Origin of the sequence: Pseudomonas sp. B20(2017) (assembly GCF_002113125.1) — a bacterium.
Classification (GTDB): Bacteria; Pseudomonadota; Gammaproteobacteria; order Pseudomonadales; family Pseudomonadaceae; genus Aquipseudomonas.
The window spans coordinates 51003-75931 of the sequence record NZ_NEJP01000019.1 but is presented as its reverse complement, the minus strand read 5'-3'; the positions used below and the strand labels follow the sequence as shown (position 1 = coordinate 75931).

Annotated in this window: 30 protein-coding genes; 20 read left to right on the top strand and 10 right to left on the bottom strand. The window is 62.2% G+C overall.

What is annotated here, in order from left to right; genetic code table 11:
• The first annotated feature begins 51 nt into the window (after positions 1–51).
• The 5 genes from CAF63_RS24145 to CAF63_RS24125 all read left to right on the top strand — a co-directional run bounded on the left by CAF63_RS24145 (position 52) and on the right by CAF63_RS24125 (position 3946).
• Complete coding sequence (locus CAF63_RS24145; protein ID WP_085689619.1) at positions 52–624, top strand: YqgE/AlgH family protein; 573 nt, start codon at positions 52–54, stop codon at positions 622–624.
• Complete coding sequence (ruvX, locus tag CAF63_RS24140; RefSeq protein ID WP_007953334.1) at positions 624–1061, top strand: Holliday junction resolvase RuvX; 438 nt, start codon at positions 624–626, stop codon at positions 1059–1061. The genes CAF63_RS24145 and ruvX overlap by 1 nt, the downstream gene beginning before the upstream one ends.
• A gap of 81 nt (positions 1062–1142) precedes the next feature.
• Complete coding sequence (pyrR, locus tag CAF63_RS24135) at positions 1143–1646, top strand: bifunctional pyr operon transcriptional regulator/uracil phosphoribosyltransferase PyrR (RefSeq protein ID WP_007953335.1); 504 nt, start codon at positions 1143–1145, stop codon at positions 1644–1646.
• Positions 1647–1673: 27 nt separating this feature from the next.
• Positions 1674–2678: an aspartate carbamoyltransferase catalytic subunit gene (locus tag CAF63_RS24130; protein ID WP_007913665.1), complete on the top strand. Its 1005-nt coding sequence runs from the start codon at positions 1674–1676 to the stop codon at positions 2676–2678.
• Complete coding sequence (locus CAF63_RS24125; RefSeq protein ID WP_085689617.1) at positions 2675–3946, top strand: dihydroorotase; 1272 nt, start codon at positions 2675–2677, stop codon at positions 3944–3946. The genes CAF63_RS24130 and CAF63_RS24125 overlap by 4 nt, the downstream gene beginning before the upstream one ends.
• 83 nt (positions 3947–4029) lie before the next feature.
• On the opposite strand, the gene CAF63_RS24120 is transcribed toward CAF63_RS24125, so the two are convergent.
• Positions 4030–4464: a TM2 domain-containing protein gene (locus CAF63_RS24120; RefSeq protein WP_007953343.1), complete on the bottom strand. Its 435-nt coding sequence runs from the start codon at positions 4462–4464 to the stop codon at positions 4030–4032.
• A 249-nt stretch (positions 4465–4713) separates the two neighbouring features.
• Here CAF63_RS24120 and CAF63_RS24115 point away from each other — a divergent pair, with 249 nt between their 5' ends.
• Entirely contained in the window at positions 4714–5331 is a 618-nt protein-coding gene (locus CAF63_RS24115) for a C40 family peptidase (RefSeq protein ID WP_007953345.1), read from the top strand.
• A 125-nt stretch (positions 5332–5456) separates the two neighbouring features.
• Here the strand turns inward: CAF63_RS24115 and CAF63_RS24110 are convergent, their stop codons facing one another.
• Positions 5457–6491 carry a type IV pilus twitching motility protein PilT gene (locus CAF63_RS24110; RefSeq protein ID WP_007953348.1) on the bottom strand — a complete coding sequence of 345 codons (1035 nt, stop codon included), beginning with the start codon at positions 6489–6491 and terminating at the stop codon, positions 5457–5459.
• Between the two features lie 56 nt (positions 6492–6547).
• Between CAF63_RS24110 and CAF63_RS24105 the strand changes: the two genes are divergently transcribed.
• From CAF63_RS24105 to CAF63_RS24060, 10 genes are all read left to right on the top strand, one after another.
• Entirely contained in the window at positions 6548–7234 is a 687-nt protein-coding gene (locus CAF63_RS24105; protein ID WP_085689615.1) for a YggS family pyridoxal phosphate-dependent enzyme, read from the top strand.
• 23 nt (positions 7235–7257) lie between these two features.
• Entirely contained in the window at positions 7258–8076 is an 819-nt protein-coding gene (proC, locus tag CAF63_RS24100) for a pyrroline-5-carboxylate reductase (protein ID WP_085689613.1), read from the top strand.
• 10 nt (positions 8077–8086) lie between these two features.
• Positions 8087–8677, top strand: coding sequence for a YggT family protein (locus CAF63_RS24095; RefSeq protein ID WP_085689611.1), 591 nt, complete (start codon positions 8087–8089; stop codon positions 8675–8677).
• Entirely contained in the window at positions 8674–8964 is a 291-nt protein-coding gene (locus CAF63_RS24090; RefSeq protein WP_085689609.1) for a DUF167 domain-containing protein, read from the top strand. Before CAF63_RS24095 ends, CAF63_RS24090 begins: the two co-directional genes overlap by 4 nt.
• A 99-nt stretch (positions 8965–9063) precedes the next feature.
• Complete coding sequence (locus CAF63_RS24085) at positions 9064–10203, top strand: homoserine O-acetyltransferase (RefSeq protein ID WP_085689607.1); 1140 nt, start codon at positions 9064–9066, stop codon at positions 10201–10203.
• 7 nt (positions 10204–10210) lie between these two features.
• Positions 10211–10831: a methionine biosynthesis protein MetW gene (gene metW, locus CAF63_RS24080; RefSeq protein ID WP_085689605.1), complete on the top strand. Its 621-nt coding sequence runs from the start codon at positions 10211–10213 to the stop codon at positions 10829–10831.
• A 26-nt stretch (positions 10832–10857) separates the two neighbouring features.
• Positions 10858–11292 carry a DUF4426 domain-containing protein gene (locus CAF63_RS24075; RefSeq protein ID WP_007953365.1) on the top strand — a complete coding sequence of 145 codons (435 nt, stop codon included), beginning with the start codon at positions 10858–10860 and terminating at the stop codon, positions 11290–11292.
• The gene (rdgB, locus tag CAF63_RS24070) at positions 11289–11885 is read left to right on the top strand and encodes an RdgB/HAM1 family non-canonical purine NTP pyrophosphatase (protein ID WP_085689603.1); all 597 of its coding nucleotides are present in this window, start codon (positions 11289–11291) and stop codon (positions 11883–11885) included. The genes CAF63_RS24075 and rdgB overlap by 4 nt, the downstream gene beginning before the upstream one ends.
• A complete protein-coding gene (hemW, locus tag CAF63_RS24065; RefSeq protein ID WP_085689601.1) occupies positions 11882–13087 on the top strand; it encodes a radical SAM family heme chaperone HemW in 1206 nt (401 codons plus the stop codon). The genes rdgB and hemW overlap by 4 nt, the downstream gene beginning before the upstream one ends.
• Before the next feature lie 34 nt (positions 13088–13121).
• Entirely contained in the window at positions 13122–13445 is a 324-nt protein-coding gene (locus CAF63_RS24060; protein WP_011336381.1) for a DUF3392 domain-containing protein, read from the top strand.
• A gap of 132 nt (positions 13446–13577) precedes the next feature.
• Here CAF63_RS24060 and trmB read toward each other — a convergent pair whose 3' ends face one another.
• The 4 genes from trmB to CAF63_RS24040 form a co-directional block, all read right to left on the bottom strand.
• Positions 13578–14303 carry a tRNA (guanosine(46)-N7)-methyltransferase TrmB gene (trmB, locus tag CAF63_RS24055; protein ID WP_085646976.1) on the bottom strand — a complete coding sequence of 242 codons (726 nt, stop codon included), beginning with the start codon at positions 14301–14303 and terminating at the stop codon, positions 13578–13580.
• 9 nt (positions 14304–14312) lie between these two features.
• Positions 14313–15107: a thiazole synthase gene (locus CAF63_RS24050; RefSeq protein ID WP_007953385.1), complete on the bottom strand. Its 795-nt coding sequence runs from the start codon at positions 15105–15107 to the stop codon at positions 14313–14315.
• A 60-nt stretch (positions 15108–15167) separates the two neighbouring features.
• The gene (thiS, locus tag CAF63_RS24045) at positions 15168–15368 is read right to left on the bottom strand and encodes a sulfur carrier protein ThiS (protein ID WP_178081319.1); all 201 of its coding nucleotides are present in this window, start codon (positions 15366–15368) and stop codon (positions 15168–15170) included.
• A 72-nt stretch (positions 15369–15440) separates the two neighbouring features.
• Positions 15441–15821, bottom strand: a complete 381-nt coding sequence (locus CAF63_RS24040; protein WP_085689597.1) for a DUF423 domain-containing protein — start codon at positions 15819–15821, stop codon at positions 15441–15443.
• Between the two features lie 74 nt (positions 15822–15895).
• On the opposite strand from CAF63_RS24040, the gene mtgA reads away from it, so the two are divergent.
• Positions 15896–16618, top strand: a complete 723-nt coding sequence (gene mtgA, locus CAF63_RS24035; protein ID WP_085689595.1) for a monofunctional biosynthetic peptidoglycan transglycosylase — start codon at positions 15896–15898, stop codon at positions 16616–16618.
• Between the two features lie 70 nt (positions 16619–16688).
• On the opposite strand, the gene rpoH is transcribed toward mtgA, so the two are convergent.
• The 4 genes from rpoH to ftsY form a co-directional block, all read right to left on the bottom strand.
• The gene (gene rpoH, locus CAF63_RS24030) at positions 16689–17543 is read right to left on the bottom strand and encodes an RNA polymerase sigma factor RpoH (RefSeq protein ID WP_007953393.1); all 855 of its coding nucleotides are present in this window, start codon (positions 17541–17543) and stop codon (positions 16689–16691) included.
• 116 nt (positions 17544–17659) lie between these two features.
• Positions 17660–18685, bottom strand: coding sequence for a permease-like cell division protein FtsX (gene ftsX, locus CAF63_RS24025; RefSeq protein ID WP_085689593.1), 1026 nt, complete (start codon positions 18683–18685; stop codon positions 17660–17662).
• Positions 18682–19353 (bottom strand): cell division ATP-binding protein FtsE, encoded by a 672-nt coding sequence (gene ftsE, locus CAF63_RS24020; RefSeq protein ID WP_007953396.1) that lies wholly within the window; start codon positions 19351–19353, stop codon positions 18682–18684. The genes ftsX and ftsE overlap by 4 nt, the downstream gene beginning before the upstream one ends.
• Positions 19350–20861 (bottom strand): signal recognition particle-docking protein FtsY, encoded by a 1512-nt coding sequence (gene ftsY, locus CAF63_RS24015; RefSeq protein WP_085689591.1) that lies wholly within the window; start codon positions 20859–20861, stop codon positions 19350–19352. Before ftsY ends, ftsE begins: the two co-directional genes overlap by 4 nt.
• Before the next feature lie 608 nt (positions 20862–21469).
• Between ftsY and CAF63_RS24005 the strand changes: the two genes are divergently transcribed.
• Genes CAF63_RS24005 through rsmD form a run of 3 tightly spaced genes read left to right on the top strand, consistent with a single transcriptional unit; the run spans position 21470 to position 24913 of the window.
• Positions 21470–22825 (top strand): pitrilysin family protein, encoded by a 1356-nt coding sequence (locus tag CAF63_RS24005; protein WP_085689589.1) that lies wholly within the window; start codon positions 21470–21472, stop codon positions 22823–22825.
• The gene (locus CAF63_RS24000) at positions 22818–24305 is read left to right on the top strand and encodes a pitrilysin family protein (RefSeq protein ID WP_085689587.1); all 1488 of its coding nucleotides are present in this window, start codon (positions 22818–22820) and stop codon (positions 24303–24305) included. Before CAF63_RS24005 ends, CAF63_RS24000 begins: the two co-directional genes overlap by 8 nt.
• On the top strand, positions 24305–24913 hold the full coding sequence (rsmD, locus tag CAF63_RS23995) for a 16S rRNA (guanine(966)-N(2))-methyltransferase RsmD (RefSeq protein WP_085689585.1): 609 nt from the start codon (positions 24305–24307) through the stop codon (positions 24911–24913). Before CAF63_RS24000 ends, rsmD begins: the two co-directional genes overlap by 1 nt.
• The last annotated feature ends 16 nt before the right edge of the window (positions 24914–24929 follow it).

Below are 24929 nucleotides of genomic sequence, written 5' to 3'. Positions count from 1 at the left end.
GCAAGCATCTCCAGCTTGTCAGTTCGCCCCCCGAACGCCACACTAGCGCACATGAAAAACGTCAGCCCCAGCTACCTCAAGCATCACTTCCTGATCGCCATGCCACACATGGCCGACCCGAACTTTGCCCACACCTTGACCTACATCGTCGAGCACACGGCCAATGGCGCCATGGGGCTGGTGGTCAATCGACCGCAAGAGCTGAATCTGGCCGACATCCTCGAACAATTGCGCCCGGACATCGATCCGCCAGCGCTGTGCCAGCATGTGCCGATCTTCATCGGCGGCCCGGTGCAGACTGATCGCGGTTTCGTCCTGCACCCGGCCGGCCAGACCTTCCAGGCTACCGTCGAGCTGGACGGCGACCTGGCCCTGTCGACCTCGCAGGACGTGCTGTTCGCCATCGCCGACGGCGTGGGCCCGGCCAAAAGCGTCATCACCCTCGGTTATGCCGGTTGGGAAGCCGGTCAGCTGGAAGCCGAACTGGCCGACAACGCCTGGCTGACCTGCCCGTACGACGCCGACATCCTGTTCAACACCAGCAGTGAACTGCGCCTGGAAGCGGCGGCCAGGCACCTGGGGATCAACCTCAGCCTGCTGACCAGTCAGGCAGGACACGCCTGATGGCCCTGCGCCTGATCCTCGGCTTCGACTACGGCACCAAACAGATCGGCGTAGCGGTCGGCCAGGTGATTACCGGCCAGGCCCGCGAACTGTGCACCTTGAAGGCGCAAAACGGTGTGCCGGACTGGAATCAGGTCGAAGCCCTGATAAAGGAATGGAAACCCGACGCCGTGGTGGTCGGTTTGCCGCTGAACATGGACGGCACGCCCAGCGAGATGTGCGCCCGCGCCGAGAAATTCGCCCGGCGCCTCAACGGCCGTTTCAACCTGCCTTTCTATACCCACGACGAACGCCTGACGACCTTCGAAGCCAAAGGCGAGCGACTGGTGCGCGGCGGACAGAAAGGCAGCTACCGCGATAACCCGGTGGACGCCATCGCCGCCGCCCTGCTGCTGCAAGGCTGGCTCGACGAAAACACCGCACTATTTGAATCCTGACAAGCGCTACGGCGCTTTTCTTTTGGTTACAACCCGAGCCCCGGTTCGCGAGAACCGGCTCGACCCCAAGAAGGAGCAACCATGAGCCTGCCCAATCCCGCCGATCTGATCAGCCAGATGGCGACCCGCCTCAAGGCGCACCTTGCCCAGCGTGATATCAGCGAACCGCGTTACATCGGCATCCGCACCGGCGGCGTCTGGGTCGCCCAGGCCCTGCTCGCAGAGCTGGGCAGCGACGCGCCATTGGGCACGCTGGATGTTTCCTTCTACCGCGACGACTTCAGCCAGAACGGCCTGCACCCGCAGGTGCGCCCGTCCGCCCTGCCCTTCGAAATCGAAGGCCAGCATCTGGTGCTGATCGACGACGTACTGATGAGCGGCCGGACCATCCGCGCCGCCATGAACGAACTGTTCGACTACGGCCGCCCGGCCAGCGTAACGCTGGTCTGCCTGCTGGACCTGGACGCCGGCGAACTGCCGATCCGCCCGAACGTGGTTGGCGCGACCCTGTCGCTGGCCGCCCACGAGCGGGTCAAGCTGTCCGGCCCGGAGCTGGCCCTCGAACTGCAAGACCTTGCCCTTTAATCCGCCCTATTGAGAGTCCCCCTCGCGATGACGCCTCTAGATACCAAGCGCCCGCTGCAGCTCAATGATCAGGGCCAGCTGCGCCATTTCCTCTCGCTCGACGGCCTGCGCCGCGAGTTGCTGACGGAAATCCTCGACACCGCCGACTCGTTCCTCGAAGTCGGTGCCCGGGCCGTGAAGAAGGTCCCGTTGCTGCGCGGCAAGACCGTGTGCAACGTGTTCTTCGAAAACTCGACCCGCACCCGCACCACTTTCGAACTGGCGGCCCAGCGGCTGTCGGCGGACGTGATCACCCTGAACGTGTCGACCTCGTCGGCCAGCAAGGGCGAAACCCTGCTCGATACCCTGCGCAACCTGGAAGCCATGGCCGCCGACATGTTCGTCGTGCGCCACGGTGACTCCGGCGCTGCGCACTTCATTGCCGAACATGTCTGCCCGCAGGTGGCGATCATCAACGGCGGCGACGGCCGGCACGCGCACCCGACCCAGGGCATGCTCGACATGCTGACCATCCGCCGCCACAAGGGCGGTTTCGAGAACCTCTCGGTGGCCATCGTCGGCGACATCCTGCACTCGCGGGTGGCGCGGTCGAACATGCTCGCCCTGAAGACCCTCGGTTGCCCGGACATCCGCGTGATCGCACCGAAGACCCTGTTGCCGATCGGCATCGAGCAGTACGGCGTGAAGGTCTACACCGACATGACCGAAGGCCTGAAAGACGTCGACGTGGTGATCATGCTGCGCCTGCAGCGTGAGCGCATGACCGGCGGCCTGCTGCCGAGCGAAGGCGAGTTCTACCGCCTGTTCGGCCTGACCACCGCGCGCCTGGCCGGCGCCAAGCCCGATTGCATCGTCATGCACCCGGGGCCGATCAACCGCGGCGTGGAGATCGAGTCGGCGGTGGCCGACGGCCCGCACTCGGTGATCCTCAATCAAGTCACCTACGGCATCGCGATCCGTATGGCCGTGCTGTCGATGGCCATGAGCGGACAAACAGCGCAGCGTCAATTCGAGCAGGAGAACGCCCAGTGAAGCTCAGCATTCTCGGCGCCCGCGTCATCGATCCAAGCAGCGGCCTGGATCAAATCACCGATATTCACGTTGAAGCCTGCAAGATCGTCGCCCTCGGCGCTGCACCGGCCGGTTTCAGCGCCGTCGAAACCATCGACGCCCAAGGCCTCGTCGCCGCTCCCGGCCTTGTAGACCTGAACGTTGCCCTGCGCGAGCCGGGCTACAGCCGCAAAGGCACCATCGCCAGCGAAACCCGCGCGGCTGCGGCCGGCGGCGTGACCAGCCTGTGCTGCCCGCCGAAGACCAGACCGGTGCTCGACACTTCCGCCGTGGCCGAGCTGATCCTCGACCGCGCCCGCGAGGCCGGCAACACCAAAGTGTTCCCGATCGGCGCGCTGAGCAAAGGTCTGGATGGCGAACAGCTTGCAGAACTGGTGGCCCTGCGCGACGCCGGTTGCGTGGCGTTCGGCAACGGCCTGGAGAGCTTCCGCAACACCCGTACCCTGTGCCGGGCGCTGGAGTACGCGGCGACCTTTGACCTGACGGTGATTTTCAACTCCCAGGATCACGACCTGGCCGACGGTGGCCTGGCCCACGAAGGCGCCACCGCCAGTTTCCTCGGCCTGCCGGGCATTCCAGAAACCGCTGAAACCGTGGCCTTGGCCCGTGATCTGCTGCTGGTCGAGCAGACCGGCGTGCGTGCGCACTTCAGCCAGCTGACCAGCGCTCGCGGCGTGGCCCTGATCGCTCAGGCCCAGGCCCGTGGTTTGAAAGTCACGGCGGATGTCGCCCTGTATCAGCTGATCCTGACGGACGAAGCGCTGATCGACTTCAGCAGCCTGTATCACGTGCAACCGCCGCTGCGCACCCGCGCCGACCGCGACGGTCTGCGCGAGGCGGTGAAGTCCGGCGTGGTCTCGGCCATCTCCAGCCATCACCAGCCCCATGAGCGCGATGCCAAACTGGCACCGTTCGGCGCGACCGAGCCTGGCATCAGTAGCGTCGAGCTGTTGCTGCCGCTGGCGATGACGCTGGTGGAGGATGGTCTGCTGGATCTGCCGACCCTGCTGGCACGCCTGAGCGCCGGTCCGGCCGAGGCCCTGCGCCTGCCGGCGGGCAAACTGGCAGTGGGTGGCGCGGCGGATATCGTGCTATTCGATCCGAAGGCCTCGACCGTGGCTGGCGAAACCTGGCTGTCGAAAGGCGAGAACTGCCCTTTCCTCGGCCATAGCCTGCCGGGTGTGGTGCGTTACACGCTGGTGGATGGCCGGATCAGCCATCAGGCTTGATACCGAGTTGACCCCTATCGCGAGCAAGCTCGCTCCCACAAGGTCACCACGAACCCTGTGGGAGCGAGCTTGCTCGCGAAGCTTTATTGGAAAGCGCCTCTGCCTTCGGCGTTACGCACCGACACCTGATCGTTCAGTGTCCAGAAGTCATACAGCACCCCCAGAAAGAACAACCCGCCGGTCAGCAGGTACACCACCCCGCTGATCCACTTGCCCTGATACATCCGGTGCACGCCGAGCGCGCCGAGGAAGGTCAGCAGGATCCACGCCACGTTGTACTCGATAGGACCCGCGGCGAATCGCAGGTCGGCTTCGCGATCCATCGCCGGGATCAGGAAAACGTCGATCAGCCAGCCGATCCCCAGCAGCCCGAAGGTGAAAAACCAGATCGTGCCGGTCACCGGTTTGCCGTAATAGAAGCGGTGAGAGCCTGTGAAACCGAAAATCCACAACAGGTAGCCGATCACCTTGCTATGGGTGTCTTTTTCCTTCACACGGGGCAGCTGATAGCCGTTCATTAAGACCTCGATACACGCGATAGATAAATATTCTTTAATTCTTTGTGACTTTTTTACAGGTAGCCGACGTATGGCAAATGCTACCGTGTCTCCCGTCAAAGCCTTATAGCACCGGACTTCTGTCCGACAATTGCGTCTTTTTGCCGCTTATTTGGTTCCGTTGGCACCCGATTGAATCGACCAACGGCCTCGGAAGTGACAAAAAAGCTGTTATAAAGTTGCGCGCTAACACACCAAGAGCCCTGCCTAATGCGTCCATTTTTCAAGACATGGCTAACCATTTGCCTATTAATGCCACTGGCCGCCCACGCCACCAATCGTGAGCAACGTCTTCCAAACGTTAACGGTTTCACCCCCAAATCCCATGCCTCTGCTCCTTCGAACAAAGGCAAACAGGTCAAACACACCACGCTGAGCAGCAACGGCCGCAGCAAGCTGGTGCCACCGATGGCGACCAAGGAAAGCAGCAATGTCCTGAGTCGTGCGGTAAACGTCCTCGGTACGCCATACCGTTGGGGCGGCAGCAGCCCGAGTAAAGGCTTCGACTGCAGCGGTCTGGTGAAATACGCGTTCAACGACGCCACGTTCGACCTGCCACGCACCTCGAATGCCATGGCCAGCGGTCACGGCGAGAAAGTCGAACGCAAGGACCTGAAGCCGGGCGACCTGATTTTCTTCAACATCAAGAGCCGTCGGGTCAATCACGTTGCCATCTACCTGGGCAACGACCGTTTCATCCATGCCCCACGGCGCGGCAAGTCGGTGAGCATCGACACACTGAACAAGCCGTACTGGGAGAAGCATTACGTGGTGGCAAAACGCGTATTGCCGAAAGAACAGGGGCAGATGCGCGTCGTTCAGCGCTGAAGCTAGCTCGTCCACACACTCTGCGTCCGCTTTGGGACGCAGAGCGTCCCGGGCTGCATCCCACGCAGAGCGTGGGAACGATCAGAACAAGAAAATCGCAGCCCGCGGGCTGCGATTTTTTTTGCCTAGAAGTTATCCGGCGTGCGCGCCTTCTCCCGCGCATGCTCGCGGCTGATCAAGCCCTTGGTCACCAGATCCTTCAGACACATGTCGAGTGTCTGCATCCCCAGCGAGCCGCCGGTCTGTATCGCCGAATACATCTGCGCCACCTTGTCCTCGCGGATCAGGTTACGGATCGCCGACGTGCCCAGCATGATTTCGTGCGCCGCCACCCGGCCGCCGCCGATCTTCTTGATCAGCGTCTGCGACACCACCGCTAGCAACGACTCCGACAGCATCGAGCGAACCATGGACTTTTCGTCCCCGGGGAACACGTCCACCACCCGGTCGATGGTCTTGGCTGCCGACGTGGTGTGCAAGGTGCCGAACACCAGGTGCCCGGTCTCGGCAGCGGTCAGAGCCAAGCGAATGGTTTCCAGGTCGCGCATCTCGCCCACCAGGATCACGTCCGGGTCTTCACGCAGTGCCGAACGCAGCGCGGTGGCGAAACTGCGGGTATCGCGATGGACTTCGCGCTGATTGATCAGGCATTTGCGCGATTCGTGGACGAATTCGATCGGATCTTCGATGGTCAGGATGTGGTGATGGCGATGGGTGTTGAGGTAATCGATCATCGCCGCCAGGGTCGTGGACTTGCCGGAGCCGGTCGGTCCGGTCACCAGCACCAGCCCGCGTGGCGCATCGGTGATCTTGCGGAAGACGTCGCCCATGGCGAGGTCTTCCATGCTCAGCACTTTCGACGGAATGGTCCGGAACACAGCTCCGGCGCCGCGGTTCTGGTTGAAGGCATTGACCCGAAAGCGCGCCACGCCGGGGACTTCGAAGGAAAAGTCGGTTTCCAGATGTTTCTCGAAGTCCACCCGCTGGGTGTCGTTCATGATGTCGTAGATCAGCTCGTGCACTTGCTTGTGATCCAGCGCCGGCAGATTGATCCGCCGCACATCGCCATCCACGCGGATCATCGGCGGCAGACCGGCCGACAGGTGCAGGTCGGAAGCGCCCTGTTTGGCGCTGAAGGCCAGCAGTTCAGTGATATCCATAGCGTCCCTCAATTCCAGTAGAATGCCGCGAACCTTCAGACCGCTGGCGCCTCTTGATGTCCACGATAGCAGACAACATCCAACTGGTTAGTTCGCGTATCCAGGCAGCCGTCGAAGCCGCCGGACGCGAGGAAAACAGCGTCCAGCTGCTGGCCGTGAGCAAGACCAAACCGGCCGAAGCCCTGCGCGAAGCGTACGCCGCCGGCCTGCGCGACTTCGGCGAGAACTACCTGCAAGAGGCCTTGGGCAAACAGCTCGAATTGGCCGACCTGCCCTTGATCTGGCACTTCATCGGCCCCATTCAGTCGAACAAGACCCGCTCGATTGCCGAGCATTTCGCCTGGGTGCACTCCGTGGATCGTCTGAAAATCGCCCAACGCCTGTCCGAGCAACGCCCGGCGGATCTGCCGCCATTGAATATCTGCATTCAGGTCAACGTCAGCGGTGAAGCCAGCAAGTCCGGCTGCACGCCGCAAGATCTGCCGGCCCTGGCCCAGGCCATCAGTGCCCTGCCGCGCCTGAAGCTTCGCGGGTTGATGGCGATTCCCGAGCCGACCGAAGATCGCGCCGAGCAGGATGCTGCATTCGCTGCCGTCCAGAAATTGCAGGCCGGCCTCGACCTGCCGCTCGACACACTTTCCATGGGCATGAGCCACGACCTCGAGTCGGCCATTGCCCAGGGCGCGACCTGGGTCCGTATCGGTACGGCCCTGTTCGGCGCCCGCGATTATTCCCAATCTTGACCATTTCCAGATAAGGACCTGACATGAGCAACACACGTATTGCCTTTATCGGTGCCGGCAACATGGCCGCCAGCCTGATCGGCGGCCTGCGGGCCAAGGGTCTGGAAGCTGCACGGATTCGCGCCAGCGATCCGGGTGAAGAAACCCGCAACCGGGTCAGCGCCGAGCACGGCATCGAAACCTTCGCCGACAACGCCCAGGCCATCGACGGCGCCGACGTCGTCGTGCTGGCAGTCAAGCCGCAGGCCATGAAGGCCGTGTGCGAGGCCATCCGCCCGAGCCTGAAACCGAATCAACTGGTGGTCTCCATCGCCGCCGGCATCACCTGCGCCAGCATGACTGCATGGCTGGGTGAGCAGCCGATCGTGCGCTGCATGCCGAACACCCCGGCACTGCTGCGTCAGGGCGTGAGCGGCCTGTACGCCACCGGCGCAGTGAGCACCGAACAACGCCAACAGGCTGAAGAACTGCTGTCCGCCGTGGGCATCGCCCTGTGGCTGAACGAAGAGCAGCAACTGGACGCGGTCACCGCCGTTTCCGGTTCTGGCCCGGCGTACTTCTTCCTGCTGATCGAAGCCATGACCGCCGCCGGCGTCAAACTCGGCCTGCCGAAGGAAACCGCCGAGCAACTGACCTTGCAGACCGCTCTGGGCGCCGCGCACATGGCGGTTTCCAGCGACGTCGACGCTGCCGAGCTGCGCCGCCGCGTGACCTCGCCGGCCGGCACCACGGAAGCCGCGATCAAATCGTTCCAGGCCGGCGGCTTCGAAGCCCTGGTGGAAAAAGCACTCGGCGCCGCCGCGCACCGCTCGGCCGAAATGGCCGAACAACTGGGCAAATAAGGAGCCTTACATGATCGGATTGAACACCGCAGCGGTTTACGTGCTGCAAACCCTCGGCAGCCTGTACCTGCTGATCGTGCTGCTGCGCTTCGTCCTGCAACTCGTGCGGGCGAACTTCTACAACCCGCTGTGCCAGTTCGTGGTCAAGGCTACTCAGCCGCTGCTCAAGCCGCTACGCCGGATCATCCCGAGCCTGTTCGGCCTGGACATGTCGTCGCTGGTACTGGCGATCCTCGTGCAACTGGTACTGATGGCGCTGACCCTGCTGCTGACTTACGGCACCACCGGTAACCCGCTGCAACTGTTGATCTGGTCGCTGATCGGCGTGACGGCGCTGTTCCTGAAGATATTCTTCTGGGCCATGATCATCAGCATCATCCTGTCCTGGGTCGCACCGGGCAGCCACAATCCGGGCGCCGAGCTGGTAAACCAGATCTGTGAACCGGCCCTGGCGCCGTTCCGTCGCATCGTGCCGAACCTCGGTGGTCTGGACCTGTCGCCGATCTTCGCCTTCCTCGTACTGAAGCTGATCGACATGCTGGTGATCAACAACCTCGCGGCGATGACGATGATGCCGGAAATCCTGCGCCTGCTGATGTGAGCTGGTTTCGCTGGGACGGTGACGACCTGATTCTGGAGTGTCACCTGCAACCGGCCGCCCGCAGCGATGACTTTTGCGGGCTGCACGGTGATCGCCTGAAGATCCGCCTGACCGCGCCGCCGGTCGAGGGCAAGGCCAATGCGTATCTGATGGGCTTTCTGGCCAAGGCTTTTGGGGTTTCCAGGAGTCAAGTCAGTTTGCTCAGCGGCGAGTTGAACCGGCAGAAGCGGGTGAAGATTTGCTCGCCGAAGAAGTTGCCGGATTTGCCGGGTTTGGTTTTTCCCTGATCGTTCCCACGCTCTGCGTGGGAGCGAGCGCAGGTAGTTGCTTGCCGCTAACCCCACCGGTCTTTAGACTTACGCCTCATTTCAACGAGAGCAGGGTCGATGCCAGCTGCCTTTCCCCCCGATTCTGTTGGTCTGGTGACGCCGCAAACGGCGCACTTCAGCGAACCGCTGGCCTTGGCCTGCGGCCGTTCGCTGGCCGCTTATGACCTGATCTACGAAACCTACGGCACGCTGAACGCGCAAGCGAGCAACGCCGTGCTGATCTGCCACGCCCTGTCCGGCCACCACCACGCCGCCGGCTATCACAGCGTCGACGACCGCAAGCCCGGTTGGTGGGACAGCTGCATCGGCCCCGGCAAACCGATCGACACTAACAAGTTCTTCGTGGTCAGCCTGAACAACCTCGGCGGTTGCAATGGTTCCACCGGCCCGAGCAGCACCAACCCGGAAACCGGCAAGCCGTTCGGCGCCGACTTCCCGGTGCTGACTGTAGAAGACTGGGTGCACAGCCAGGCGCGCCTGGCCGACCTGCTCGGCATCGGCCAGTGGGCCGCAGTGATCGGTGGCAGCCTCGGCGGCATGCAGGCGCTGCAATGGACCATCACTTATCCGGATCGCGTGCGCCACTGCCTGGCCATCGCCTCGGCCCCCAAGCTGTCGGCGCAGAACATCGCCTTCAACGAAGTGGCGCGCCAGGCGATCCTCACCGACCCGGAATTCCACGGCGGCTCGTTCCAGGAACAGGGCGTGATCCCCAAGCGCGGCCTGATGCTGGCGCGGATGGTCGGGCACATCACTTACCTGTCCGACGACTCCATGGGCGAGAAATTCGGTCGCGGCCTGAAGAGCGAAAAGCTCAACTACGACTTCCACAGTGTCGAGTTCCAGGTCGAAAGCTACCTGCGCTATCAGGGCGAAGAGTTCTCCGGGCGCTTCGATGCCAACACCTACCTGTTGATGACCAAGGCACTGGATTACTTCGATCCGGCGGCGAACTTCGACGATAACCTGGCAAAAACCTTCGAAGGTGCGAAAGCCAAGTTCTGCGTGATGTCGTTCACCACTGACTGGCGCTTCTCCCCGGCCCGCTCGCGGGAACTGGTGGACGCACTGATGGCCGCGCGCAAGGACGTCAGCTACCTGGAAATCGACGCACCCCAGGGCCACGACGCCTTCCTGATTCCGATCCCGCGTTATTTGCAGGCGTTCGGCAATTACATGAACCGCATTACGTTGTGAGAAAGCCATGAGAGCTGATCTGGAAATCATCCAGGAATGGATCCCCGCCGGCAGCCGCGTGCTCGACCTCGGTTGCGGTGACGGCGAGTTGCTGACCTGGCTGCGCGACCACAAGCAGGTCACCGGCTACGGCCTGGAAAACGACCCGGACAACATCGCCGAGTGCGTGGCCAAGGGCATCAACGTCATCGAGCAGGACCTGGACAAGGGCCTGGGCAACTTCGCCAGCAACAGCTTCGACATCGTGGTGATGACCCAGGCCCTGCAAGCCGTGCATTACCCGGACAAGATCCTCGACGAAATGCTGCGGGTCGGTCGCCAGTGCATCATCACCTTCCCCAACTTCGGTCACTGGCGCTGCCGCTGGTATCTGGCGAGCAAGGGGCGGATGCCGGTGTCGGAATTCCTGCCGTACACCTGGTACAACACGCCGAACATCCACTTCTGTACCTTCGAAGACTTTGAAGAACTTTGTCGCGAACGTGATGCGAAGGTCATTGATCGGCTTGCCGTGGATCAACAGCACCGCCACGGGTGGGCCAGTAAGCTATGGCCTAATCTGTTAGGTGAGATCGGTATCTACCGCGTGAGCAGCCCTGGCTTGCAGGATCACAGAATCGCGGTCTGAACCACGACATTGCGAGGAGAACGAACATGGGACGCTTGATTACCGCGCTATTGGCCGCCTGCCTGAGCCTGTCGGCCGTGGCTGCCGATGCCATCAAGGGCGAACGCAAGGAAGTGTTCGGTGATGTCACCGTGCATTACAACACCTTCAACTCCACCTTCCTGACGCCGGACATCGCCAAGGCTGCAGAGCTGATCCGCAGCAAGAACCAGGGCGTAATCAATGTCTCGGTGATCAAGGACGGCAAGCCGCTGATCGCCCAGGTCACCGGCACGGTCAAAGACCTGACCAGCCAGAGCGTGCCGCTGACTTTCCGCCAGATCACCGAACAGGGCGCGATCTACTACATCGCCCAGTACCCGGTGGAGCAGCAGGAAACCCGCACCTTTGAAATCAAGGTGCAGACCGGCGACAAGATCAACACCATCAATTTCAACCAAGAGCTTTTCCCTGGCCAATGATCAATCTCAAGCAACTCGTACTGGCCAGCCATAACGCCGGCAAACTCAAGGAACTCCAGGCCATGCTCGGCGAATCGGTGCAATTGCGCTCGATCGGCGAATTCAGCAGCGTGGAGCCGGAAGAAACCGGTCTGTCGTTCGTCGAGAACGCGATCCTCAAGGCCCGCAACGCTGCGCGCATTTCCGGGCTGCCGGCGCTGGCCGACGATTCGGGCCTGGCGGTGGATTTCCTCGGCGGTGCGCCGGGCATCTATTCGGCGCGTTATGCCGACGGCAAGGGCGACGCGGCGAACAACGCCAAACTGCTCGATGCCTTGAAGGATGTGCCTGAAGCCGAGCGCGGCGCGCAGTTCGTCTGCGTATTGGCGCTGGTGCGTCATGCCGACGATCCGTTGCCGATCCTCTGCGAAGGTCTGTGGCACGGGCGCATCCTGACCGCTGCCAGCGGTGAGCACGGTTTCGGCTACGACCCGCTGTTCTGGGTGCCGGAGCGTAACGCGTCCAGCGCCGAGCTGAGCCCGAGCGACAAGAACCAGATCAGCCACCGCGCCCGTGCAATGGATCTGCTGCGCCAGCGTCTGGGCTTGAAATGACCGATAGCTCCTCCGCGTCGTCGCTGATTATCGGCGGCGCCGCCTCCTCGCCTCGGGCGCCGTTGCCGACGCTGCCGCCCCTGGCGCTGTACATCCACATCCCGTGGTGTGTGCGCAAATGCCCGTATTGCGACTTCAACTCCCACACCGCCAGCCCGGTGCTGCCGGAGCAGGAATACGTCGATGCGCTGCTCGCCGACCTGTATCAGGATCTGCACGCGGTGTACGGCCGTGAGTTGAGTTCGATCTTTTTTGGCGGCGGCACGCCGAGCCTGTTCAGCGCCGAAGCGCTTGGTCGCTTGCTTGAAGGCGTGAAACAGCGCATTCCGTTTGCCGATGACATCGAAATCACCCTGGAAGCCAACCCCGGGACCTTCGAGCAGGAGAAGTTCGTCGCCTACCGCCAACTGGGGATCAATCGCCTGTCGATCGGCATCCAGAGCTTCCAGCAGGAAAAGCTCAAGGCCCTCGGCCGCATCCACAACGGCGACGAAGCGGTACGCGCGGCCGGCATGGCGCGCCAGGCCGGGTTCGATAACTTCAACCTCGACTTGATGCACGGCTTGCCGGACCAATCGCTGGACGATGCCCTGAGCGACCTGCGCCAGGCGATCGAGCTGAAGCCGACGCACATTTCCTGGTATCAGCTGACACTGGAGCCGAACACCGTGTTCTGGAACCAGCCACCGGTGCTGCCGGAAGACGACACGCTGTGGGACATTCAAGAGGCCGGACAGGCACTGCTGGCCGAGCACGGTTACGCCCAGTACGAAGTTTCGGCCTACGCCCAACCGGGTCGCCCGGCGCGGCACAACCTGAACTACTGGAGCTTCGGTGACTTCATCGGTATCGGCGCCGGTGCTCACGGCAAGCTCAGTCACCCGGACGGGCGCATCGTGCGCACCTGGAAGACCCGACTGCCGAAGGACTACCTCAACCCGGCCAAAAACTTCCAGGCCGGCGAGAAAGCCCTGACCAACGACGAGATGCCGTTCGAGTTCCTGATGAACGCCCTGCGCCTGACCGCCGGCGTCGAATCGCGCCTGTACCCGGAGCGCACTGGCCTGCCGCTGGAGAGCCTCGACGAACACCGGCGCGAGGCCGAACAAAGCGGTCTGTTGCAGGTCGAACCGTCACGTCTGGCGGCTACCGAGCGCGGACAACTGTTCCTCAACGACTTGCTGCAGAAATTTCTGAGCTGAGCCCAACGCCCAACGGCAGCCCTAAGGAAAAAACATGGATTTGATTCTCGACCTGCTCGCCACCGTGTCCCGCTGGAGCCGCAGCAACCTCTCGGAAATCGCCCTGGCCCTGGTGGGCTGCCTGCTGGTGCTGTTCGGCGCCGACTTCAAAGGCTGGGTCGAGCAACGCCTGGGCAGCATTGCCGGCGCCCTGCGCGTCCCGCTGATGGCCCTGCTGTGCATGATCGGCAGCGGCGCGGCGCTGATCTACGCGACGCCGTGGGTAGTGAAGGGGCTGAGCCAGTTCAACAACTACAGCCTGGCGCCGGTGTTGTTGGTGGTGCTGGTGCTGATTGGCGTAGTGGCCGACCGCCGCTGATTTTCAGCTACTACCCAAAACGACTGTGGGAGCGAGCTTGCTCGCGATGGCGGTGTAACAGACGACATAAATGTTGAATGTTACGGCCTCATCGCGAGCAAGCTCGCTCCCACAGTTTTTATTGCGTGATGCTTAAGCGAGCTTTTCGAACTTCAGATCCCACACGCCATGCCCAAGACGTTCGCCGCGGCGTTCGAACTTGGTGATCGGGCGTTCGGCCGGGCGCGGCACGCACTTGCCGTCTTCGGCGAGGTTGCGGTAGCCCGGGGCGACGTTCATCACTTCCAGCATGTATTCGGCGTATGGCTCCCAGTCGGTGGCCATGTGCAGAATGCCGCCAACCTTCAGCTTGCTGCGCACCAGTTCAGCGAAGGACGCCTGAACAATGCGGCGCTTGTGGTGACGGCTCTTGTGCCACGGGTCTGGGAAGAACAGCATCAGGCGATCAAGGCTGTTGTCGGCGATGCAGCGGTTGAGCACTTCGATCGCGTCACAATCGTAGACCCGCAGGTTGGTCAGGCCCTGAGTCAGCACGCCATTTAGCAGCGCGCCGACACCCGGACGGTGAACCTCGACACCGATGAAATCCTGTTCCGGCGCAGCGGCGGCCATTTCCAGCAGCGAATGGCCCATGCCGAAACCGATCTCCAGCGAACGCGGCGCGGAACGGCCGAACACCTGGTCGTAATCCACCGGCGCATCGGCCAGCGGCAGGACGAACTTCGGCGCGCCCTGATCCAGGCCGCGCTGCTGGCCTTCGGTCATGCGCCCGGCGCGCATCACAAAGCTCTTGATGCGGCGGTGTTGGCGCTCGTCGCCTTCTTCCGTCTGGATTGGCGTGTCGTTCGATTCAGTCATCAATAGCTCTTACTTGATCAGACCATCCAGCGGCGAAGAGGCGCTGGCATAGAGTTTTTTCGGCATGCGGCCGGCGAGGTAGGCCAGGCGGCCCGCGACGATCGCGTGTTTCATGGCTTCAGCCATCATGATCGGCTGCTGGGCGTGGGCGATGGCCGAGTTCATCAGCACCGCGTCACAGCCCAGCTCCATCGAGATGGTGGCGTCGGAAGCGGTGCCGACACCGGCATCCACCAGCACCGGGATCTTGGCTTCTTCGAGAATGATCTGCAGGTTGTACGGGTTGCAGATCCCCAGGCCCGAGCCGATCAGACCGGCCAGCGGCATCACCGCGATGCAGCCGATTTCCGCCAGTTGCCGGGCGATGATCGGGTCGTCGCTGGTGTAAACCATCACGTCGAAGCCTTCCTTGACCAGCACTTCGGCGGCCTTGAGGGTTTCGATCACGTTGGGGAACAGGGTTTTCTGGTCGGCCAGCACTTCCAGCTTCACCAGGTTGTGGCCGTCGAGCAGCTCACGGGCCAGGCGGCAGGTGCGCACGGCTTCGACTGCGTCGTAGCAGCCGGCGGTGTTCGGCAGGAAGGTGTAGCGATCCGGCGACAGCACTTCGAGCAGGTTCGGCTCGCCTTCGATCTGGCCCAGATTGGTGCGGCGCACGGCGAAGGTGACGATCTCGGCACCCGAGGCTTCGATGGCCAGGCGGGTTTCTTCCATGTCACGGTACTTGCCGGTACCGACCAGCAAACGCGACTGGTAAGTACGACCGGCCAGAACGAAAGGCTTGTCGCTACGAACGATGCTCATGGGGAATCCTCTGTTGGGGTGAGGGTCTTGCAGAATTCTCGGCCCATGCAGGCCTGGCGATCAGCCGCCGCCGATGGCGTGCACGACTTCGACGTTGTCGCCGTCGTTCAAAGTGGTGTCGGCATGCCGGCTGCGCGGGACGATATCCAGATTGAGTTCGACCGCGACGCGGCGTCCGGTCAGGTCCAGACGGGTCAGCAGGGCCGCAACGGTTTCACCGTCGGGCAGTTCAAAGGATTCACCGTTCAACTGAATGCGCATGCGCAACGCCGCCATCACTTTTTAGGGGGTGGCATTCTAGCCCGATCATGACCTAAAGGTCAGCACCAAGCGTCAAGCGGTTGGCTGCAGGCGCCAGGCGGCAAGTCCGAGGCACAGCCAGCCGATCAGGAATGCCAGACCGCCGAACGGGGTGATGATGCCGAGCTTGCCGATGCCGAGGGTGGTCAGCAGGTACAGGCTGCCGGAGAACAGCAGTATGCCGATGCTGAACGAGATGCCGGCCCAGGCGACCAGACGCCCCTGAAGCTGCGTGGCCAGCAGCGCCACGCCGAACAGCGCCAGTGCGTGCACCAGTTGGTAGGTGACGCCGGTGTGGAAGATCGCCAGGTACTCCGGGGTCAGGCGGCTTTTCAGGCCATGGGCGGCGAATGCGCCGAGGCCGACACCGGTGAAACCAAAGAAGGCAGCCAGCATCAGAAAGCTACGCAGCATGTAGAACTCCAGTCAGACTCGATCGGCAGGGTCTGTATAATGGCCCGCTCAACCGGTTCGGCCAAGCCATCTCTATGCTGCGTTTATTTCTCCGTCGTTTCACGAAGGCCCTGCTCTGGTTCGCGGGCGGCAGCGTATTGCTGGTGTTGGTGTTTCGCTTCGTGCCGCCACCGGGCACGGCGCTGATGGTCGAGCGCAAGATCGAATCCTGGGTCGATGGCGAGCCAATCGATCTGCAACGCACGTGGAAACCGTGGGACGAGATCTCCGATGACCTGAAGGTCGCGGTGATTGCCGGCGAAGACCAGAAATTCCCCGAGCACTGGGGTTTTGACCTGAGTGCGATCAAGGCCGCACTGGCCCACAACGAACTCGGCGGCTCGATTCGCGGCGCCAGCACTCTAAGCCAGCAAGTGTCGAAGAACCTGTTCTTGTGGTCCGGTCGCAGCTATCTGCGCAAAGGCCTGGAAGCATGGTTCACTGCACTGATCGAAGTGTTCTGGCCCAAGCAGCGGATTCTCGAGGTGTATCTGAACAGCGTCGAGTGGGATGACGGCGTGTTCGGCGCCGAAGCGGCGGCAAGGCATCACTTTGGTGTAGGTGCCAAATCGCTGTCCCGGCAGCAGGCGAGTTATCTGGCGGCTGTGCTGCCGAATCCCCGGGTCTGGAGCGCCAGTCATCCGACCGCTTATGTGTCACGTCGGGCCGGCTGGATTCGCCAGCAGATGAGTCAGCTGGGTGGCGACAGCTATCTGCTGACACTCAATGATTCGCGCCGCGCGCCCTGGGCCCAATGACGTTCTGACAGGCAAACAAAAACGCCCCGATCATCACTGATCGGGGCGTTTTTTATTGTCGGACTACCGGTTACGCGGCAATCGACAACTTGAGCTTGTTCATCGCGCTCTTCTCGAGCTGACGGATCCGCTCGGCCGACACGTTGTACTTCTGCGCCAGGTCGTGCAGCGTGGCTTTCTCTTCTGCCAGCCAGCGCTGGTAGAGGATGTCGCGACTGCGTTCGTCCAGCACTTCCAGCGCTTCGTGCAGGTTGTGATTGGAGTTGTCGCTCCAGTCGGCATCTTCCAGTTGACGCGCCGGGTCGTACCGGTGGTCTTCCAGGTAGTTGGCCGGCGACTGGAAAGCACTGTCATCGTCCGCTTCCGCAGCCGGGTCGAAGGCCATGTCATGGCCGGTCAGGCGACTTTCCATCTCACGCACTTCACGGGGCTCGACACCGAGGCTTTCCGCCACACGGTGGACTTCCTCGTTGTTCAGCCAGGCCAGACGTTTCTTCTGGCTGCGCAGGTTGAAGAACAGCTTGCGCTGGGCCTTGGTGGTCGCGACTTTCACGATTCGCCAGTTGCGCAGGATGAACTCGTGAATCTCGGCCTTGATCCAGTGCACCGCGAAGGACACCAGACGCACGCCCATTTCCGGGTTGAAACGCTTCACGGCCTTCATCAGGCCGACGTTACCCTCCTGGATCAGGTCAGCCTGAGCCAGACCGTAGCCGGAATAGCTACGGGCGATGTGTACGACAAACCGCAGGTGGGCGAGCACCATCTGCCGAGCCGCCCCCAGATCCTGCTCATAGTAGAGACTCTCGGCCAGTTCACGCTCCTGCTCCGGCGTCAGCAATGGAATGCTGTTGACGGTGTGCACGTAGGCTTCCAGGTTTGCGCCTGGAACCAATGCATACGCAGGTTGCAAAGAATTGGACATACGGAAAAACCTCCGACTTACATACTCATGCTTTTCAGCATTGCGAAAAATTGACCGGAAACTCAAATGAAAGTTTCCTTAACCACTGAAAGGTCAATCACGCGCAAAAAAAGATTCTACTTCGGCGCCAGCTCCCTGAGATGACGTGCGACCGCAATCCATGCACCGATATAACCCAACAGCACTGCGCCAAGCAAGAGCGACAGACCGTCGGCAACTGGCACGCCGGCCAGTGCGAAATCACTGCCGTACAAGCCGGCCAGCCCGACCACCGCGTCGTTCAGCCAGTTCAGGCCGAACGCCAAAACACCCCAAGACAGCAGCCCCGCACCGAAGCCATACAGCGCGCCCATATAAAGGAAGGGACGACGCACATAGCTGTCGGTGCCGCCGACGAGTTTAATCACTTCTATCTCGGTGCGGCGGTTTTCAATATGAAGACGAATGGTATTGCCTATCACCAAAAGTAATGCGGAAACCAGCAACACCGTCAGACCGAACACGAAACGGTCGCCGAGCTTGAGGATGGCAGCCAGACGCTCGACCCAGACTAGATCAAGTTGCGCCTGTTGTACCTTGGGCAGCTCGGAAAGTTTTTGTCTTAATGCTTCCAGGGTCGGCTTGTCGACCTCGTTCGGCGTCACCAGCACTACGCCCGGCAGCGGGTTTTCCGGCAGCTCGCGCAGGGCTTCGCCCAAGCCGGACTGCTGCTGGAACTCTTCCAGCGCCTGATCGCGGCCGACATATTCGGCATCAGCGACGCCCGGCATGCCTTTGATCTGATCACGCAACGCTTCGCCCTGAGCCGGAGTCGCCTCAAGCTCCAGGTACAGCGAGATCTGCGCCGCGCGCTGCCACGAGCCGCCCAGGCGCTCGACATTGTTCAGCAACAACGAAAGGCCCATCGGCAGGCTCAGCGCAACCGCCATCACCATGCAGGTGAAGAAGCTGCCGATCGGCTGTTTGCCGAGACGGCGCAGGCTGTCGATCCAGCTGGCGCGATGGCTTTCGATCCAGGCACGGAACAACGTAGCGAAGTCCGGGCCGTCGTCATCGTCGTGCTTTTTCTTCTTTGGCGGTTGCGGATCGGCGGCCTTCGGGGCCACGCGCTCGGAAACCTTCGGACTGCGTGTTGCACTCATACGCCGGCCTCCCCGTCGCCGATCAATCGGCCGCGTTGCAGGGTCAGCATGCGATGGCGCATACGCGCAATCAGGGCCAGGTCGTGACTGGCGATCAGCACACTGGTGCCCAGACGGTTGATGTCTTCGAACACGCCCATGATCTCGGCCGCCAGACGCGGGTCGAGGTTACCGGTTGGTTCGTCCGCCAGCAGCAGGGCCGGACGGTGAACGATGGCGCGGGCAATGCCGACGCGCTGTTGCTGACCGGTGGACAGGTCGCCCGGATACAGCTCGGCCTTGTCCGACAGCGCCACGCGCTCCAGCGCCGAGTCGACGCGCTTGGCGATCTCGACCTTGGACAGCCCGAGAATCTGCAACGGCAGCGCGACGTTGTTGAACACCGTGCGATCGAACAACAGTTGATGGTTCTGGAACACCACACCGATCTGCCGACGCAGGAACGGAATCTGCGCATTGCTGATGGTGCTCAGGTCTTGCCCGGCCAGCAGCAGCTTGCCGCTGGTCGGACGTTCCATTGCCAGCAACAAGCGCAACAACGTGGATTTACCGGCACCAGAGTGGCCGGTGACAAACAGGAACTCGCCGCGACGGACTCGAAAGCTCAGCTCATGCAAGCCGACGTGACCGTTCGGGTAGCGCTTACCGACCTGTTCGAAACGAATCATGAACGCTCCCGCTCGGCAAACAGTGCCTGGACAAAGGGTTCGGCTTCAAAGGTACGCAGATCGTCGATGCCTTCACCGACGCCGATGTAGCGGATGGGCAGGCCGAACTGCTTGGCCAGGGCGAAAATAACCCCGCCCTTGGCGGTGCCGTCGAGCTTGGTCAGCGCCAGGCCGGTCAGTTCGACGGTCTGGTTGAATTGCTTGGCCTGGTTGATGGCGTTCTGGCCGGTGCCGGCGTCGAGCACCAGCAGCACTTCGTGCGGCGCATCGGCGTCGAGCTTGCCGATCACCCGACGAACCTTTTTCAGTTCTTCCATCAGATTGTCTTTAGTGTGCAGACGACCGGCGGTGTCGGCGATCAGCACATCGATGCCACGAGCCTTGGCGGCCTGCACGGCGTCGAAGATCACCGAAGCCGAGTCCGCGCCTGTGTGCTGGGCAATCACCGGAATCTTGTTGCGCTCGCCCCAGACCTGCAACTGCTCGACAGCCGCGGCACGGAAGGTGTCACCGGCGGCCAGCATGACTTTCTTGCCTTCCAGTTGCAGTTTCTTCGCCAGTTTGCCAATGGTGGTGGTCTTGCCGGCGCCGTTGACGCCGACCACCAAAATCACGAACGGCTTGTTCTGGGAAGCGATCTTCAGCGGCTGCTCGACCGGTTTGAGCATGGCGGCCAGCTCGGCCTGCAGGGATTTGTACAGGGCGTCGGAATCGGCCAGCTCTTTACGCGCGACCTTCTGGGTCAGGCGCTGGATGATCACCGAAGTCGCCTCGACGCCGACGTCGGCCGTCAGCAGGCGGGTTTCGAGATCGTCGAGCAGGTCGTCATCGATGGCTTTCTTGCCGAGGAACAGGCTGGCCATGCCCTCGCCGATGCTGGCGCTGGTCTTGGACAGGCCCTGCTTGAGACGGGCAAAGAAGCCGGCCTTGGCTTCTTCGGTGCGCGGGGCCTGGACCGGGGTTTCAACCTGAATTTCCACAGGTGCGACTGGCGCTGCGGCGACCGGTGCAGGTGCAGGTGCAGGTGCAGGTGCAGGTGCAGGTGCAGGTGCAGGTGCAGGTGCAGGTGCAGGTGCAGGCTCGGGCGCTTCGACAATCGGGGCAACCGGGGCAGCAACCACGGGTTCTGGAATAACAGGAGCGGCTTCCACCACCGGCGCAGGAATCGGCGGCGTAACGTGCGGTGCAGCCTCTTCAACCAGCGCCACCGGTTCTTCCGCCACTGGCAAGGTCAGCCACGGTTCACTGGCCGGAGTCAGCGGCAACTCAGCGGCAGCCGGCGCTTCAGGCTCGGCCTCGGCCACCGGTTGCAACACCGGTTCGGCAATCGGCAGCACAACCGGTGCCGGCGTTTCTTCTATTGCGGGAGCGGGCGCAGGGGCTGGCTCAGGAATGGCAGTCGGCTGTTCGATGACGGGTTCCTGCGGTTTCTTGCGCAGCCATCCGAACAGGCTTTTCTTCTCGCCAGCCGCAGCTGGGGTCTTCTTGTCGTCGTTGGAACCAAACATGGAGGACGGCTATCTCACGGTAGCGACGCGCCACAGGGGCGCCCCGGCAAATAAATATTCGATGCAGAACAGACTGTGTTTCACCCAGCTTGTTCACGCGCAACATTTTGTCGAGGCGCCAAAAGCACCTCAAAGGTCATTAAATACGAAGGACTGGAACGGCATCGTCGGCGAAAACGCAGAGTTTAGCTGAGAAACTCAAAGCTTCTGCCGGTAACCCGTACAACCTATAGACCGATCAGTGGCCTGATAGGCGTGGCCGCCAGTAAAACGGATCAGTATCCTAGGGCGTGTCATCGATCATTACCAGTACCGCGTGGCCGCCTGAAAACGGGCCAGACAAGGCGCAGGCCGCAGGGAATGTGCTTTCCTTCCCAAGGACTGCAACGCAGTATGGCCCGTTTTCAGGCACCACCCGGAGGGCCGGGCCTGATAGTGTGCAGGGCTGCGTTGCTCGGAGCTTATTTGGAACAACCAAACCGCACTCCTCGCGCCTTGCCCTGCACACTATCAGGCACGGCGCGGTACTGGTAATGATCGATGACACGCCCTACCTCTCGCCCGCCGACGCTAAGACCAAGCGGGCAGCCCAACAGGTTTAAAAAAGAATGAATGCTCTAGCCCGCCGCGCCGCAGGCCTGCTGCTCAGCACAGTCTGCCTGCCCCTTTCGGCCCTGGCGGCCGCCCCGCAACCGACCCACGAATTCACCCTCGACAACGGCCTGAAGGTCGTCGTGCGCGAAGACCATCGCGCGCCGGTGGTGGTGTCGCAGGTCTGGTACAAGGTCGGTTCCAGCTACGAAACCCCGGGCCAGACCGGTCTGTCCCACGCCCTCGAGCACATGATGTTCAAGGGCAGCGAGAAAGTCGGCCCCGGCGAAGCCTCGCTGATCCTGCGCGATCTCGGCGCCGAAGAGAACGCTTTCACCAGCGACGACTTCACCGCTTATTACCAGGTGCTGGCCCGCGACCGTCTGGGCGTTGCCTTCGAACTGGAAGCCGACCGCATGGCCAATCTGCGTCTGCCGGCTGACGAGTTCGCCAAGGAAATCGAAGTCATCAAGGAAGAGCGGCGCCTGCGCACCGACGACAAGCCGATGTCCAAGGCTTACGAGCGCTACAAGGCCATGGCCTACCCGGCCAGCGGTTATCACACGCCGACCATCGGCTGGATGGCCGACCTTGAGCGGATGACGGTCGAAGAGCTGCGTCACTGGTATCAGTCCTGGTACGTGCCGAACAACGCCACGCTGGTGGTAGTCGGCGACGTGACCCCGGACGAGGTGAAGACCCTCGCCCAGCGCTATTTCGGGCCAATCGCGAAACGCGAGGTGCCGCCGGCGAAGAAGCCGCTGGAACTGGCCGAACCGGGTGAACGCCAGATCACCCTGCACGTGCAGACCCAACTGCCAAGCCTGATGCTCGGTTTCAACGTCCCGAGCATCGCCACCGCCGAAGACAAACGCTCGGTCAACGCCTTGCGCCTGATTTCGGCGCTGCTGGACGGCGGCTACAGCGGTCGCATCCCGACCCAACTGGAGCGCGGCGAAGAGCTGGTGTCCGGCGGTTCGTCGAGCTACGACGCCTACACCCGTGGCGACAGTCTGTTCACCCTGTCGGCCACGCCGAACACCCAGAAGAAAAAGACCATGGCCCAGGCTGAAGCCGGCCTGTGGAAACTGCTGGAACAGCTGAAAACCACCGCACCGTCCGCTGAAGAGCTGGAGCGCGTGCGTGCGCAAGTCATCGCCGGCCTGGTTTTCGAACGCGATTCGATTACCAGCCAGGCCACCGCCATCGGGCAGCTGGAGACCGTCGGCCTGTCGTGGAAGCTGATGGACACCGAACTGGCCGATCTGGAAAGCGTCACCCCGCAAGACATCCAGAACGCTGCCAAGCTGTATTTCACCCGCGAACGTCTCAGCGTCGCCCACGTCCTGCCACTGGAGACGACTCATGAGTGAGCGCAAAACCCCACGCCTGCTGCTCGGCCTGATTGCCGTGGCCATTATCGGCTCGGCCGCGTTCTATCTGGTGCCGAGCGACAACACCAAGGCCAGCGAAGCGCTGGATAACGCCAAGTCCAGCCAGAAGCTGCAATCACTGGCCGAACTCGACGGCAAGCCCCCGGCCAGCCGCAAGCTCGACGTGCAGACCTGGAACACCGCCGAAGGCGCCAAGGTGTTGTTCGTCGAGGCTCGCGAACTGCCGATGTTCGACATGCGCCTGATCTTCTCCGCCGGCAGCAGCCAGGACGGCAACGCGCCGGGCCTGGCCCTGCTGACCAACGCCATGCTCAACGAAGGCGTGGCGGGCAAGGATGTCGGCGCCATCGCTCAAGGCTTCGAAGGCCTGGGCGCGGATTTCGGCAACGGCGCCTATAAAGACATGGCCATCGCGTCGCTGCGCAGCCTGAGCGCTGCCGACAAACGCGAGCCGGCGCTGAAGCTGTTCTCGGAAGTGGTGGGTAAACCGACCTTCCCGGCCGACTCCTTCGCGCGCATCAAGAACCAGATGCTCGCCGGTTTCGAGTACCAGAAACAGAACCCCGGCAAACTCGCCAGCCTGGAGCTGATGAAGCGTCTGTACGGCAATCACCCGTACGCCCACGCCAGCGACGGCAATGCGCAAAGCGTGCCGAAGATCACGCTGGCGCAACTGCGTGAGTTTCACGCCAAGGCCTACGCGGCCGGCAACGTGGTGATTGCGCTGGTGGGCGATCTGTCCCGCAGCGAAGCCGAGGCGATTGCCAATCAGGTGTCCGCTGCGCTGCCAAAAGGCCCAGCGCTGGCGAAAGTGAAGCAACCGACCGAACCGAAAGCAGGCATCGGCCACATCGAGTTTCCGTCGAAGCAGACCAACCTGATGATTGCGCAACTGGGCATCGACCGCGATGACCCGGACTACGCCGCGCTGTCGATGGGCAACCAGATCCTCGGCGGTGGCGGTTTCGGCACCCGGCTGATGAGCGAAGTCCGCGAGAAGCGCGGCCTGACCTACGGCGTGTATTCGGCCTTCAGCCCGATGCAGGCTCGCGGTCCGTTCATGATCAACCTGCAGACCCGCGCGGAAATGAGCGAAGGCACCCTGAAACTGGTGCAGGACGTGCTCGCCGACTACCTCAAGACCGGTCCGACCCAGAAAGAGCTCGACGACGCCAAGCGCGAACTGGCCGGCAGCTTCCCGCTGTCCACCGCGAGCAATGCCGATATCGTCGGTCAACTCGGCGCCATGGGTTTCTACAACCTGCCGCTGAGCTATCTGGACGACTTCATGCGTCAGTCTCAGAGCCTGACGGTCGAGCAGGTTCGCGACGTCCTGAACAAACACTTGAGCACGGATAAACTGGTCATCGTCAGCGCTGGCCCGACCGTGCCGCAAAAGCCGTTACCGGCCCCATCTGATAAACCTGCCGAGCAGCCGCTCGGGGTTCCGGAGCATTAATGGCCAGTCCAAAGAAACCTGTACAAAAACTGCACAACGGTGTGAACCAGTTGCGCATCATCGGCGGTGAATGGCGCAGCCGCAAACTGAGTTTTCCTGATGCGCCGGGCCTGCGTCCGACGCCGGACCGCGTGCGCGAAACCCTGTTCAACTGGCTCGCGCCCTATGTCGCCGGAGCCAAGGTGCTCGATCCGTTCGCCGGCAGCGGCGCGCTGTTTCTGGAAGCGCTGTCCCGTGGCGCGGCCATGGGCCAGGCGTTGGATGCCAGCCACGTCGCGGTCTCCAGCCTGAAAGAACACCTCGGCACGCTGCGCTGCACCAACGGTCACGTGCAGACCGCCGACGCCCTGCGCTACCTGGAAACCCAGACTGCGACCGCGTTCGACCTGGTGTTCCTCGACCCGCCGTTCAACCAGAACCTGCTGCCCGCCGTGTGCACGCTGCTGGAAGAGCGCCAATGGCTGGCCGAAGATTCGTGGATCTACACTGAAAGCGAAACCGCGCCATCGACCCTCGGCCTGCCGGGCAACTGGCGCCTGCACCGCGAGCAGAAATCCGGGCAGGTGCATTACGCGTTGTGGCAACGTATGGCAGTGAGTGCCGGTTAACCGACCGGCCTGAAAA